Genomic DNA, 13,478 nt, shown 5'->3' on the forward strand with positions numbered 1-13,478 from the left:
GCGGAAGGCCCAACCCCTCGCGGGTGAGCGGTGTGCCTGACCGGGGCCCTGCGGAAGTCGACCTAGATTGCCCGGCTATGAGAGAAGATGTCGGAATCAGTCGCCGATCGGTGCTCAAGGCCGTCCCCGCAGCCGCCGTCCTCGCGGCGGCCTCCGACGGGATCCTCGCCCGGTCGGCCGCTGCGGCGGCGAGCTCCTTCCCACAGCCGGCCGTACGGTGCTCGGCTCCCGGCTCGCCGGGCGTGGTCCTCGGCCAGACGCTCGACGTACGGTTCACCGACACCCTCGTCCCGGGCTACGGGAGGGTCACCACGCGCACCTACAACGGGACGATCCCGGGGCCGACCCTGCGGGTGCGCGGCGGGGACACGCTCTGGCTGGCCCAGATCAACGGCCTGCCGCCGAACCCGCCGGAGCCGCCGCGTCCGCCGGAGAGGTCGGGCCCGCCGGAGAGGTCGGGCCTGTCGCGCCACGGCGGCCACAACCGGCCGCACCGGCCGAACAGCTTCAACCTGCACACCCACGGCCTGCACGTCTCGCCGTCCGGCAACGCCGACAACATCCTGCGCGAGTTCCCGCCGCGCACCGCCGAGGAGGCCGCGGCCGGCGCCGCGGAGCCGCGCTACCTGACCACCGTCGAGATCCCGCGCGACCACCCGGCCGGGACCTACTGGTACCACCCGCACGCGCACGGGGCCACCGCCGAGCAGATCGCCGGAGGGATGGCCGGGGTCATCATCGTCGAGGGCGACGTCGACGAGGTGCCGCAGATCAGGGCCGCCGCCGACCTGGTCGTCTGCGTCAACGAACTCCGGGTCAAGGACGGAAAGGTCCCCGCGTTCACCTCCGGCGAGGCCCTGGCCGCCGTCCCGCCCACCTTCACCGTCAACGGCGCGGTCAACCCCACCCTCGCGCTGCGCCCCGGCGAGGTCCAGCGCTGGCGCCTGGTCGCGGCCACCGCCTTCACCACTCTCACGCTCCAGATCGTCAGCAAGGAGCGGAAGTTGACGATACATCAGATCGCCATGGACGGGGTGACCTTCCCCGCGCCGGTCGCCACCGAGGCGGTGACCCTGGCCGTGGGCAACCGGGCCGACGTGCTGGTCCGGGGCGGCGAACCGGGGACGTACGAACTGCGGGCCAAGGGCGTACCCGTCCCGCTGATGACGATCGAGGTGGCGGGAGCGGCCGTCCGGCCGCCGATGGAGCTGCCGTCCTCGCTGCCGCAGGGCAGACCGTTCCTCGACGAGAAGGACATCGCCAACCCCGGCGGCGACCGCACCGTGGTCTTCCACGTCGACCCGGGGGTCTTCGCCAAGCCCTTCCCCAACGCCTACCGCATCCTCGGCAGCCACCCCACCCCGGCCGCCGACCCCGCGGGCGACCTCACCCGCGACCCCGCCTACGGCCTGTTCGACCCCGGGTACGTCAACCACACCCTGGAACTCGGCACCGTCGAGCGGTGGACCCTCCGCACCGACGACAGCCTGCCGGCCTTCCACCACCCGTTCCACCTGCACACCAACCACGTCCTCGTCACCCACCGCAACGGCGTACGGCTCGACCCGCCGGTCTGGCAGGACACCGTCGACCTGGCCGGCGGCAGGCCGGGCGACACCGTCACCCTCCTGGTCAGGTACGAGGACTTCACCGGCCGCACCGTCCTGCACTGCCACCAGCTCCAGCACGAGGACCTCGGCATGATGCAGCTGATCGACTACGTCCGGCCGCGGCGGCCCCGCGGGGCACGGTGGCCGGGCGGGCGGAACAGGAAAAACGGCCGGAACGGGAGTTCGGACCCGCATCCCGGGGTAAAACCCCTCATGCAGCGGCCGTGACCGTTCCGGCTGCTCCGGCACCGTTGGCGGTGCCACCGGGACCGCGCTTGAAGAAGCCGGGCACTGGTCCTGGGGGAAGAAGTCCGGGGCGCACGAGTGCGGCTCCAGCACGCGTGGCCGGGCGTCCACCCCGATGCCCAGGAGCGAACACGTGTCCATCCACCTGGAAGCCACCGATGGGGAAGCCGTGCGGTCGGGCCTGCCGCCCGATCTGCCGCCCGACCTGCCGAGAAGACCGACGGCGGCCGAACTGCGCCGCATGGGGAAGTCCGAGGCCCGGGAGCTGAGCGACGCGCTGTTCGAGCGGCTGGCCGGGCTGGCCCGGGAGAGCCACGCCTACAGCTATGTGCGCGGCACGATCATCGAGCTCAACGTGCCGCTGGTGCGCTTCATCGCGGCCCGTTTCCGGCACCGCGCCGAGGACATGGAGGACATCCTCCAGGTCGGCACGATCGGCCTGATCAAGGCCGTCGACGGCTACGACCCGCGGCGGGGCGTCGAGTTCGTCACGTATGCCATCCCCACCATCACCGGCGAGGTCAAACGGTTCTTCCGCGACACCTCCTGGCCCGTGCGGGTCCCGCGCAGCATGCAGGAGCTCTACCTCACCGTCGCCCGTGGCTCCGACCAGCTCGAGCAGCAACTCGGCCGCCTCCCGCGGCCCGGGGAGATCGCCGAGGACCTCCACCTCACCATCGAACAGGCCACCGAGGGCCTCATGGCGAGCCGGGTCTACCGCCCCAACTCCCTCGACGCGCTGCGCGACCAGGACACCGACGAAGCCGGCAGCGCCCTGCTGGACCGCCTCGGCGGCTGCGACCCCGGCATCGAACTCGCCGACTTCCGCATCGCCGTCCGGCCGCTGCTGGCCCGGCTGCCCGAACGCGAGCAGACCGTCCTCAAGCTGCGGTTCTGGGACGGCTGGACCCAGTCCCGGATCGCCGAGCGGATCGGCGTCTCCCAGATGCACGTCTCCCGGCTGCTCAGCGCCACGCTGGCCTGGCTGCGGGAGGAACTGGAGGACCACGACGCCCCCGGCTGGAACGACCAGCCCGCGTGCGGGTGAGGGAGCGGGAGACCCTGGACCCGGGTGGTTCTAGCCTGGGAGGGGAGCCCGGGCGGGGGCGGTGGCCGGGCCGAGCAACGAGGACGGTCCGTGATGAAGGACTTCCCGGTCGCCAACGGCTGGACGGTGGTGCCGCTCAGCGGGGATCTCGACGACTTCTCCGCCCGAGAGGTGCGGCTCCTGTTCGACGCGCTCGCGAACACGGGTGCCACCCGGGTGGTCGTGGACCTCACGGCCGTGGGCTTCCTCGACTCCACCGGCCTCAACGTCCTGATCGGCGCCGCTCGACGGGTGCGCGGCGAGCACGGCACGCTGCGGCTGGCCGGGGCGGTACCGAGGGTGCGGGACCTCGTGGAGCTGAGCGGCGTCGCCACGGTGCTGCCGCTCTACCCGGACGTGGCGGCGGCCTGTGCGTGAGGACCGGAACCCCGCGCAACCCGCCCTGACCGACGAGGCGGCGGTGCTGCGGGAGGCCGTCGACCGGCTGCGCGCCGAGGCCGAGGGCCTGCGGCGGGCGATGCGCACCAGGGGCGTCATCGAGCAGGCCAAGGGCATGCTCGCGGAGCGGCTGGAATGCACGCCGGAGGAGGCCTTCGGGCACCTCGTCCGGCTCTCGCAGGACACCAACCGCCGGCTCGCGGACATCGCGGCCGGCCTGGTCGGCCTCGCCGCCCCGCTCACGGGCCCGTTCAGGGGCACGGACCCACTCACGGGCACGGACCCGCTCGCGGGCACGGCGGGGGAGCCCGGCGCCGGGCCTGCGCCGGCGGCCGGCGCCGCGCCCGGGTCGCCGGTTCCCGCGACCGCCCCCGTACCCGCGCCCGTGCCCGGGCCGCCCAAGGCCGCGCCGGCTGCCGCGCCCGGCCTGGCCGCGCGCTACCACCTGGCGGCCTCGGCCCTGGCCAGCGCGGAGACGCCCGAGGAACTGGCCAGACTGCTGCACCAGGTGGCCCTGGACCCGGTCGGCGTCGTCGCCGTGGTGCTGGGCCGGCTGGAGCCGGACGGCGCGCTGGTCCTGGTCGGCAGCCACGGCGTGACGCCCCGCCGGATCAGCCAGTGGCAGCGCATTCCGCCGGAGACCGGGGTGCCGCTGGTGGCCGCAGCCCACGGCGGCAGCCTGGTCTGGGAGTTCGAACGCAGCCACGGCGGCCGGTCGCCGGGCAGTGGACGGATCGTCCCCGGCCGCAGCGCGTGCGCCGTACCGCTGCGCCGCGGCGAGCGGATCATCGGGGCGATGAGCCTCGGCTGGGACGTGCCGGCCGTGCGGGCCCGCGCGGCGACCAGGTACGTCGACGCGCTGTCCGCGCTCGTCGCGGGGCACCTGCTGCGGTTCGAGGCCACCGGCGAGGACGAGCCGCCGGCGGTGCCCGGCGGCGAGCACTGGCTCCGCGCCGTGCTGGACGCCGTGTTCGACCCCGTCCTGGTGCTCTCGGCCGTCCGTGGGACCACCCCCGGCGGTGCGATCACCGACCTGCGGGTCCGGTACGCCAACGCCGCCGCCGGCCTCGGCACGGCGGCCGGGCGGCGCCTGAGCGAACTCCACCCCGGACTGGTCGAGACCGGGCACTTCGCGCGGATCCTGGAGGCCGCGACGACCGGCGCCGGGTACGAGGGGCGGGCGGAGGACTTCACCGGTGCCGGACCGGACCGGACGCTGGTCCTGCGGGCGGAGCCGTTCCTCGACGGCGTGCTGCTCACCTGGCGCCCCGGGAACGGCGCCGAGCGCGCGGCCCGGCTGCACCGGGCGCAGCGACTGGCCGGGCTGGGCAGCTTCGAGTGGGCGCCCGGATCGCCGCCGGAGCTGTCCGCGGAGGCCCTGCGGCTGCTCGGCCTCGACCCCGACCGCACCGGGCCGGTCGCGCCGACCGAGCTGGTGGCCCGCGTCCACCCCGCCGACCGTCCGGCCGCCCGGCTGTTCCTGCGCCGGCTGCTGGCCGGGCGGCGGACGGCGGCCCTGGAGTTCGACACCGGGCGGCCCGGCGAGGCGCCGCGCACCCTGCGGGTCACCGCGGAGGCGGCCGGGGACCCGGACACCGGCCGCCCGCGGGTGATCCGGGGCGTGCTGCAGGACGTCAGCCGGTGGCACCGCACCGAGCGGGCCCTGGCGGGCGCCCGGGCCCGGCTCGCCGAGCAGCGCCGCCGGGCCGGGGCCGAGCACCGGACCGTCCGGGCCCTGCAGAACGCCCTGGTGGCCGGGCCCCACCAGCCCGAGCCCGACGGCGCCGTCCTCGACCACTCCGCCCGCTACCTGCCCGCCGGGGAGCGCCCCAGAGTCGGCGGCGACTGGTACGACCTGGCCGCTCTCGCCGACGGCCGGGTCCTGCTCGCCGTCGGCGACGTCAGCGGCCACGGTCTGGCCGCCGCCGTCGGCATGGCGGAACTCCGGCACGCGCTGCACGGCCTCTGCTACACCGGCCAGGGGCCCGCGGAGATGCTCGGGCGGCTCAACACGATGCTCTGCCACCAGGGCGGCCGCCGGATCGCCAGCGTGCTGTGCGGCCTGCTCGACCCGGAGGCGGGGACGCTCACCTGGAGCGCGGCCGGGCACTCACCGCCGGCCGTGCTGCGGGGGACGACCGCCGTCCTCGCCGAGGGCCCCACCGGGACCGTCCTCGGAGCCCTGCGGGAGACCCGCTGCCGTGACACCGTACTGCCGCTGCGGCCGGCCGAGGACACCGTGCTGTTCTGGACCGACGGCCTGCTGAACCGCCGGGACGACGGCACCATCCGCCCGGACCGGCTGCTGCGCGCGGCCGAGGAGTGCGGCGCCCGCGACCTGGCGGGCTGCCTGGACCACATCGCCGCCCGCCTCGGCGGCCCCAACCCGGACGACGACAGCTGCCTGCTGGCCGTCCGGCTGCGGCGGCGTGCGGGGCGTCAGCGATAGCGCGTCCGGGGGGCGTGCTGCCGGATCGGCCTGAACTCGGTTGTCATCGGTGGGAGTTGGGATTGTCGGCACGGCTCTCGGATGTCGGGGGCCGGACCTCCAGGTGCCCGGAGAGCACCCGGGTCTCCAGGACCGGCCGGGGCGCGGTGGCCGGGCCGTGCTGCCGGGCCGGGGGCACGTGCGGGCAGCCCTCCAGTAGGGAGCAGCAGCACGCCGGTGGTGTCGCCGAGGGCGTGCGCCAGGCCGGTGCGTCCGGCGACCGGCGCGGCCGGCGGCCGGCGCGGCCGGCGGGACCACCGGTGGGTGGGCAGGGGAGTGCTGCCCGTACCGGGGCGGCCGGGCGGGTACGGGTCCGTCAGACCCGGGCGCCGGAGTGTGTCCGGGGTGGATCGGGGTAGGCGCGCGAGGGTGGTCGGACGCCCGGTGCCGGGGCGGTCGAGCGCCGCCGGGGACGGGGCGCCGTCAGGCTGCCGTACGGGCTGCCGTCCGGCCGTGAACACCTATCCTGCGATGATCACGCCGCGGCACGGACGGGCGTACGGCGGTCGGCTGTCCGGGGGGCACCGACGGCGACAGGACGACGGAAGAACGAGGCGCGGAGATGGCCGATCTGACGCGCATCGCGCAGATCGTGGCCGAGGCCGTCAACGGCCCGGGCCGGCCCTCCCTGCCCGAGCGGCTCTGCGTCGCCTGCGTCGAGGCGCTGGCCGCCGACGCCGCGGCGATCACCCTGATGGCAGACCCCGGGCACCGGGCCGGGGTCTGGGCCAGCGACGACCGGGCGCGGCGGATCGAGGAGCGGCAGTTCGGCCTCGGGGAGGGCCCGAGCGTGGACGCCTTCCGCACCCGGAGCCCGGTGGCCGTCGCCGACCTGCTGTCGCCCGAGGAGGTGCGCTGGCCGGTCCTCACCGTCGACCTGGCCGCCGGCCCGGGGACACCGGCCGCCCCCGCCGGCTCGGCGCTGCGCAGCGCCTACGCCTCACCGCTCCACCTCGGCACGTCCGGGATCGGCGTCCTCAGCCTCTACGGCGCGCGGCCGGGCGTCCCGGAACGGACGCGGGCCGCCGACATCCGGGTCGCCGCGACCAGCGTGACCCTCGCGATCGTCGGCTCCTTCCTGGCCCCGTCCGGAGCGCTGCGGGAACAGTGGTGGCTGGACGAGTCGCCGCTCAACGGCGTCGAGGTGGACCAGGCGGTCGGCATGATCATGGTGCAGCTGGGCGTGCCCGCCGGGGAGGCGCTCGACCGGCTGCGGGCGCACGCCTTCGCGCGCGGCCGGGAGATCGACGAGGTCACGCACGACATGGTGGAGCGGCGACTGAGGTTCACGGAGGAGGACCGATGACGGATGACCGACGCCGGACCTCCGGCGTAGCCTTGCCAGGAGGGGAGATGGAGGCCGCCATGACGCGCGAGGCCCGGGTGAACGAGGCGTTCGCCGGGCTCACCGGCACGCTCGTCGGCCCGGGTTACGACACCGTCGAGTTCCTGCACCGGCTCACCGAGGTCTGCACGGCGCTCAGCGGGACGGCCGGGGCCGGTCTGGTCGTCGCCGACCGCCACGGGGCGCTGCGGGACGTCGCGTACTCCAGCGACCTGGTCCGGCGCCTGGAGAGCCTCCAGATCGCCATCGGCGAAGGCCCCTGTCCGGACTGCCGGCGGACCGGCGAGCAGGTCGTGGAGCACGACCTCGACCTGGCCCGGGCCCGGTGGCCCGGGTTCGCCCCGAAGGCCGTCGAACTCGGCTTCCGCTCCGTGCGCGCGGTGCCGCTGCGCCTGGACGGCCGGGTCATGGGCACCCTCGACGTGTTCGACGTCCGGACCGGTGCCGGGCCCGACCACGAGGGACCGGACGTCGTCCAGCCGCTCGCGGACCTGGCGGTGATCGCCCTGCTCCAGCGTCGGTACGGACGGGAGCGGACGGCCGCGGAGGAGATCAGCGGGGCGCTGGCGGACCACACCGCCATCGAGCGGGCGAAGGGCGTGCTCGCGGAGGCCGGCGGACTCGACATGGACACCGCCTTCGAGGTGCTCCGCTCCCACGCCCGCCGCAGCGGCGGCGGGGTGGCCGACGCGGCCCACGGGCTGGTCGAGGGCCGGCTGGACCCGGCCGGGCTGCTGACGGGCTGACGGCCGTGACTGCCGCGGCCGTGACCCCGGCGGGTGGGCGGGCCGCTCGGGCCGGCCCGAGCGGGTGCCTCGCCCGGCGACGTGGTTTCGCTGCGTGATCGGCGCATACTTTCCGTAAACAAACGGAGGTGCTCATGCCCATGGTGGATGTCGCTGCCCTCGGCCGACTGGTCGCGGAGTACGAGGCCCTGTCCTCGTCGGGCTCGCCGGAGGCCGGTCAGCGGCTGCGCGACGTCTGCTACACGATCGGCATCTACACGGGGGAGGCCGACGCGGACCGTGCCGTCGCCAGGGCCCGCATCCTGCTGGACCGTCAGGGCCCGGCCGGCCCCGGCGGAGCGGCCGCCGGGGCCCCGGCGACCGAGCGGGCCCGCGCGGCGCTGCTGACCGAACTCGGCGAACTCGCGGCCCGGGAACGGGCGCGGTCCGGGCCCGTCCCGAGCCTGCACGACGTGGTGCAGCTGACCGGGGTCACCGTCCCGGACTGCGTGGGTGCCGCCGTGAGCACCTGGCACGACGACGGCTCGGTCGAGACCTTCGCGGCGACACCGTCGTACCTGCTCGCCCTCGAAGGCGCCCAGGGCGGGGCGGAGGCCGGCCCGCTGCCCCGGCTCCGCCGCCAGGGCGAGGGACAGGTCGTGGTCCGGCTGGACCCGGGCCGGCCGGACCGGTTCGCGGACCGGGCCCGGCGCTGCGGCGTACGGGCCGTGGCCGGCGCCCACCTGCGCACCCACCCGCACGGCTGCACCGTGTTCAGCGCCTACCTGCGCACGCCCGTCGAGCCCGGCACGCCCGCCCTCGGGCTGGTGGAGGTGCTCGCCCTCCAGGCGTCGGCCGCGCTCGACCGCTTCGCGCTGTCCAGGGCGGTGGCCGACCTGCTGGACCGCCGGCACGCCACCGGCCTGGCCATCGGCATCACCGCCGAGCGGTTCGAGGTGACCCCGCACACCGCGCTGAGCCTGCTGGTCCGGGCCGCCCAACGGCTCGGCACGGACCTCGACTCGGTGGCCCGGCACCTCGCCGAGGGCGACCGGCCTTCGCCGGTGCCTTCCGCGTCGGGCGGGCCTTCGGTGCTTTCGCGGGCGCCTTCGTCGGTGCCGCCCGGCGGGCGGAGCGGCTCGTAGCGGGGCCGGGAGGGCGCCGACCCCACCGTCCGAGGAGGACCTGATGCACAGAGTGAAGGAGTCCGTGGACGTGGCCGTGCCCCTGCACGCCGCCTACCACCAGTGGACGGTGTTCGAGGAGTTCCCGCGCTTCATGGAGGGCGTCGAATCGGTGACCCGGCTGGACGGCCGCCACAACCACTGGCGCACCAGCATCGGCGGCGTCACCCGCGAGTTCGACACCGAGACCGTCGACCAGGAGCCCGACGAACGGATCGCCTGGCGGACCACCGACGGCGAGGTGGACCAGGAGGACGTGGTGACCTTCCAGCGGCTCGACCCGGGCCACACCCGGGTCGCCCTGGCCGTCGACCTCCGGCCCGAGGGCGCGGCGCGGGCGGCCGCCGGCGCCACGGGCACGGTCGGCCACCGGGTGAAGGCGGACCTGAGACGGTTCAAGGAGTTCATCGAGGAACGCGCCCGGGAGGAGGGCGACCGACGGGGGCGGCCCGACCCGGACTGAGCCCGCCGCCGGCCGGTTCCGCCTCCTGCTGCCACCTCGCGGTTCCACCTCCTCACGCGACGCGGCGAAAAGCGGCGGCCCGGTTCCGTACCGTTCCCGCATGCCACGAACCGCACCGAGCGCCGCCGACCGTGAACTCATCGCCCTCACCGCGGCCGACGGCCACCCCGTCAGCGCCGCCCAGCTCAAACACTGGCGCCGGCGCGGCCTACTGCCCAGCCCCGCACGGCAGTTCCTCGGCCGGGACGGCACCAGGACGGTCTACCCGCCCGGCACCCGGGAACTCGTACGCTCCCTGGCCCGGCACGCCGGCCCCGGCCGCAGCCTCGACGACCTGGCCCTGCTGGCCTACTTCTGCGACGAGGCACCCGTTCCCGAACTCGCCCTCAAGACGGCACTCGCCCGGGTCTACTTCCTGCGGCGCAACCGCCACTGGGAGGCCGTCGACACCGAACGGGCCAAGGTGCCGGAGGAGTTGCGCAGCGACGACGTCCACTACGACGTGGCCGAGGCGGAGGCCCTGATCGAGCTCCGCGGCGGCGGCGCGATCATCCGGCAGATGCGCCGCAACCTGCGCCGGCGGCCGGGGCTGGCGAAGGCGTCCCGCCAGGAGATCGACGAGCGGGTGGCCGGTGTCCTGACCAACCTGAACAGGCCCCGACTCCCTGAGGACGACCTGGAGTTCATGGCCGACCTGGAGGCCGTCCTGGACTTCGACAGCGAGGAGTCGAGCCTCGCCAGGCTCGCGGTCTGGGAAACCGTGGCGATCGCCCACGCCGCCCAGATGGCCGAGCTGCGCGAGACCTCCGGCGAGGAACGGCTGCACCGCCTGGCGGCCGCGACCATGGCCGAACTCGCGGACCTGCGCGCCGAGGTCCGGCAGGCGTCGGAGGAGACCTGGGGCCGGGCGACCGGCGGCCGCCTGGGCGCGCTGCCGCTGGACCAGCCCGGATTCGCACGCCTCACCGCCGCCGAGCTCGTGGAGTGGATGAGCGCCAAGACCGTCCACCCGGAGGGGGCGGTGCTGGCCGAGCGCTACTTCACCGACAGCCTCGCGGACCTGCTCGCGCGCTGCTACCTGGCCCGTGTTCGGCGGACCGGCGTGGGGGAGGGGCGGGAGGCCTTCGTCGCCCGCACGTCGGGCGCCACCGGGCGGCACCGGCGCGGGGGTTAGGGCGTCGAGACGTCGAGGGGGCGGGATCCGGTCAACTCGGCGGTGCGGCGGGTGGAGTTCGCCGGGATCGCGGGCGCGGCGGGCGCGGTTGCTCCTAGGCTCGCTCGAACACCGTGGGGTGAGGGGGAGTGCCATGGCCCGCAGGCCTGTCCGGCGACGCCGGTCGACCGCTGCCCGCCGGGTGCGGCGGATGAAGCGCAACGCACCGCTGCTGGGTGTGACCGCGGTGGTCGTGCTCGTTCTGGCCACGGCGGTGGTCCGCTGGTCGGCCCAGCACCTCCTCCTGGTCACCGCCCTGCTGACCGCCGCGGCCGCGGTGGTCGTCGCCGTACTGCGCTCGCGGGTGCGCGCCCGTCAACGGGAGCTGGAGACGCGGACCGCCCGACTGCGGCACATCGGGCCGTTCCTGGCGATGACACCGAAGGCCTTCGAACACGCCCTGGCGGACCTGTGCCGCCGGGACGGCTGCACGAAGGTCAGGGTCGTCGGCGGGGCCGGCGACCTCGCGGCGGACGTCCTGGCCACCACCCCCACCGGGCAGCGCATCCTCATCCAGGCCAAGCGCTACGGACCGCGGACCTTCGTCGGCTCGAACGACGTCCAGGTGGTCAACGGCACCTACCGCGACGTGCACCACTGCGACCTGGCCGCCGTGGTGACGACCAGCTCCTTCACCAAGGCCGCCGCCGCGTTCTGCGCCCAGGTCGGCATCCGTGCCGTCGACCAGCGGGCGCTCGCCCTGTGGGCGGACGGCAGGGGCAGGCCCCCGTGGGCCTGAACCGGAGGCTATCGCGCGACGTCGCCGAGTCCGCCGCTCCCGTCCTCCGACGGCTCCCGCTCGAACTCCTCGGGCGGCGCGACCTCGTCCGGCAACGGCAACGGCATCAGCGGCTGCGCCGACCCCCTGGTCGGCCCACGCGACCCCCGGCCCCGCCGGTCGTGCCACCGCCCCTGCCGCTCACGCGGAATCCTGCCGCTCACGGCGTCCTCCTCACGGCGCCGGGCGCGGCCTGCACAACACCCGTCACCGGCCCCCGCGTTCGCACCGCGCTGCCCTCGGCGGCAGCGCGGCGCTGCGCGCCCGGCGGCGTTCCTTCGTCCACGGCGGCGGCTCCTCTCACGTGTCGGCCGCTGGGCGCGTCAGGCCGGCGACGGGCCTCCGGGGCCCGCCCGGTCGCGTCCGTGCGCGGTGCCGTTCGGCCCCGGCCGGCACCGGGTGGGCCCAGTGCCCACAGAAGGTACACGCGCCCGGCTCCTTTCACGCAACCGCCGTGCCGGAGACGGCGATGCGCGTGGGAGTCGACGGGGTGGGCGGTCGTTCGGGCGCGCAGGGTGAAGGCACCGAACACGATTCTGACTAATCGTCAGATGCGGGGCGCGGAGCCGGTGCGCTGCGTCACGAAACCGATCAACGGAGGCAGTTGTGGATCGTGGATGGGAAGCCGATCCGTCCGCTTCGTTCGAGAAGCGCCTGGGGAAGTCCGCGGAGGAGCTCGGAGCGTCCGATGGCAGGGACGAGTGCCCGGACATCTGGCAGCTCTCGAACGGCGACATCGCCGTGATCGGTCGGGACCTCACCGAGAACTACCGCGGCCACCTCCCGGAAGGTGTCACCCTGGGCCCGGATGAGCGGCTCGTCGTCATCCCCGGCCGCATGCTCGGTGCGGCGGAAGCGGACATCCCGGAGGCCTGATCGGCCTGCTTCCTCGGCGGTCGGGTGGGGCGTTGCGCGGCCGCTTGGGGAGGGGGCGGGGGGTAGCGTCACTCTTGGTCACCGGAGTGTCGCGGTGTGCGGTCGGTGCCGGTCGGGCTCCGGGTGGACCAGTCGTTCTGCTCGTCGATCCGACAGGAGTGTTTCCATGGCCGTCCCCACCGTTTTCGACCAGCGCGTCACGGGTTACAGCCTTCCGCTCGCCTACTGGCTGGCCAGGGCGTCCGACCTGGCGTACAAGGACGAGGCCACCATCGACGAGTAGGCGCGTGCCTGGGGGTTCGACACCGTGCGTCACCATTGGACGCGGTTCACCCCGCCGTTCCCGCTGCAGGACACCCAGGCGTACACGATGGCCGGCGAGAACATGATCGTCACCGCGTTCCGGGGCACCGAGCCCGCGCAGATCCGGGACTGGCTCACCGACGCCACCACCCCGCCCTGGCCGGGGCCCGCCCGGACGGGTTTCGTCCACTACGGCTTCGCCGAGGCCCTGGAGTCGATCTACCCGGACGTCGCCAAGGCGGTCTCCGACCTGCGGACCGGCGACCAGACGGTCTGGTTCACCGGCCACAGCCTCGGCGGCGCCCTCGCCATGCTCGCCGCCGCCCGGCTCGACCTGGAGGACCCCCGGCTGGCGGCCGACGGCGTCTACACCTTCGGCCAGCCCCGCACCTGCGACCGGCTGCTCGCCGCCGCGTACGACAAGGGCCTGAAGGGGCGCACCTACCGCTTCGTCCACGGCAACGACATCGTCCCCGAGCTGCCCCCGGAGCCCGCCTTCACCCATGTCGACGCGTTGCGCCACATCGACTCCGCCGGTCGCGTCCAGGAGAAGGTCGGGCTGGTCGCCGGGCTGAGCGGCCGGGCCAAGGGGCTGGGCGCCGCGGCGTTCTCCCCGGACGGCGAGGGCATCCGCGACCACCTGATGCGGAGTTATCTCGCGGCGCTGGAGAAGGCCCTGGCCTGACCTGCGGGCGGGGGGGTGGCCGACCGCGGCCGGTCGGTGATCTTGGACGGATAGGCTGCCGTGATGTCAGGTCCTC

Annotated in this window: 11 protein-coding genes and 1 pseudogene; all 12 read left to right on the forward strand. The window is 75.0% G+C overall.

Going from position 1 to position 13,478, the window contains the following annotated elements; all coding sequences use genetic code 11:
- The first annotated feature begins 77 nt into the window (after nucleotides 1–77).
- The 12 genes and pseudogenes from ACIQ87_RS00240 (at nucleotide 78) to ACIQ87_RS00295 (ending at nucleotide 13,402) form a co-directional block, all read left to right on the forward strand.
- On the forward strand, nucleotides 78–1,838 hold the full coding sequence (locus ACIQ87_RS00240) for a multicopper oxidase family protein (protein ID WP_402399207.1): 1,761 nt from the start codon (nucleotides 78–80) through the stop codon (nucleotides 1,836–1,838).
- 151 nt (nucleotides 1,839–1,989) lie between these two features.
- Nucleotides 1,990–2,904, forward strand: coding sequence for a SigB/SigF/SigG family RNA polymerase sigma factor (locus ACIQ87_RS00245; RefSeq protein ID WP_402399209.1), 915 nt, complete (start codon nucleotides 1,990–1,992; stop codon nucleotides 2,902–2,904).
- Between the two features lie 93 nt (nucleotides 2,905–2,997).
- Nucleotides 2,998–3,321, forward strand: coding sequence for an STAS domain-containing protein (locus tag ACIQ87_RS00250; RefSeq protein WP_402399212.1), 324 nt, complete (start codon nucleotides 2,998–3,000; stop codon nucleotides 3,319–3,321).
- Nucleotides 3,314–5,791, forward strand: a complete 2,478-nt coding sequence (locus ACIQ87_RS00255; protein ID WP_402399214.1) for a SpoIIE family protein phosphatase — start codon at nucleotides 3,314–3,316, stop codon at nucleotides 5,789–5,791. Before ACIQ87_RS00250 ends, ACIQ87_RS00255 begins: the two co-directional genes overlap by 8 nt.
- Before the next feature lie 601 nt (nucleotides 5,792–6,392).
- Nucleotides 6,393–7,136, forward strand: a complete 744-nt coding sequence (locus ACIQ87_RS00260) for an ANTAR domain-containing protein (RefSeq protein ID WP_402399216.1) — start codon at nucleotides 6,393–6,395, stop codon at nucleotides 7,134–7,136.
- A 59-nt stretch (nucleotides 7,137–7,195) separates the two neighbouring features.
- A complete protein-coding gene (locus tag ACIQ87_RS00265) occupies nucleotides 7,196–7,921 on the forward strand; it encodes a GAF and ANTAR domain-containing protein (RefSeq protein WP_402399217.1) in 726 nt (241 codons plus the stop codon).
- A 134-nt stretch (nucleotides 7,922–8,055) separates the two neighbouring features.
- Nucleotides 8,056–9,045, forward strand: coding sequence for a DUF5133 domain-containing protein (locus ACIQ87_RS00270; protein WP_402399219.1), 990 nt, complete (start codon nucleotides 8,056–8,058; stop codon nucleotides 9,043–9,045).
- Between the two features lie 43 nt (nucleotides 9,046–9,088).
- The gene (locus tag ACIQ87_RS00275; RefSeq protein ID WP_402399221.1) at nucleotides 9,089–9,547 is read left to right on the forward strand and encodes an SRPBCC family protein; all 459 of its coding nucleotides are present in this window, start codon (nucleotides 9,089–9,091) and stop codon (nucleotides 9,545–9,547) included.
- 100 nt (nucleotides 9,548–9,647) lie between these two features.
- Complete coding sequence (locus ACIQ87_RS00280) at nucleotides 9,648–10,721, forward strand: hypothetical protein (RefSeq protein ID WP_402399224.1); 1,074 nt, start codon at nucleotides 9,648–9,650, stop codon at nucleotides 10,719–10,721.
- A 190-nt stretch (nucleotides 10,722–10,911) separates the two neighbouring features.
- The gene (locus tag ACIQ87_RS00285; RefSeq protein ID WP_402399227.1) at nucleotides 10,912–11,499 is read left to right on the forward strand and encodes a restriction endonuclease; all 588 of its coding nucleotides are present in this window, start codon (nucleotides 10,912–10,914) and stop codon (nucleotides 11,497–11,499) included.
- 645 nt (nucleotides 11,500–12,144) lie between these two features.
- Nucleotides 12,145–12,414 carry a hypothetical protein gene (locus tag ACIQ87_RS00290; protein ID WP_402399229.1) on the forward strand — a complete coding sequence of 90 codons (270 nt, stop codon included), beginning with the start codon at nucleotides 12,145–12,147 and terminating at the stop codon, nucleotides 12,412–12,414.
- 166 nt (nucleotides 12,415–12,580) lie between these two features.
- A pseudogene (locus ACIQ87_RS00295) lies at nucleotides 12,581–13,402 on the forward strand (lipase family protein).
- Nucleotides 13,403–13,478: the final 76 nt, after the last annotated feature.

This window comes from Kitasatospora sp. NPDC096204 (assembly GCF_044763205.1).
Classification (GTDB): Bacteria; Actinomycetota; Actinomycetes; order Streptomycetales; family Streptomycetaceae; genus Kitasatospora.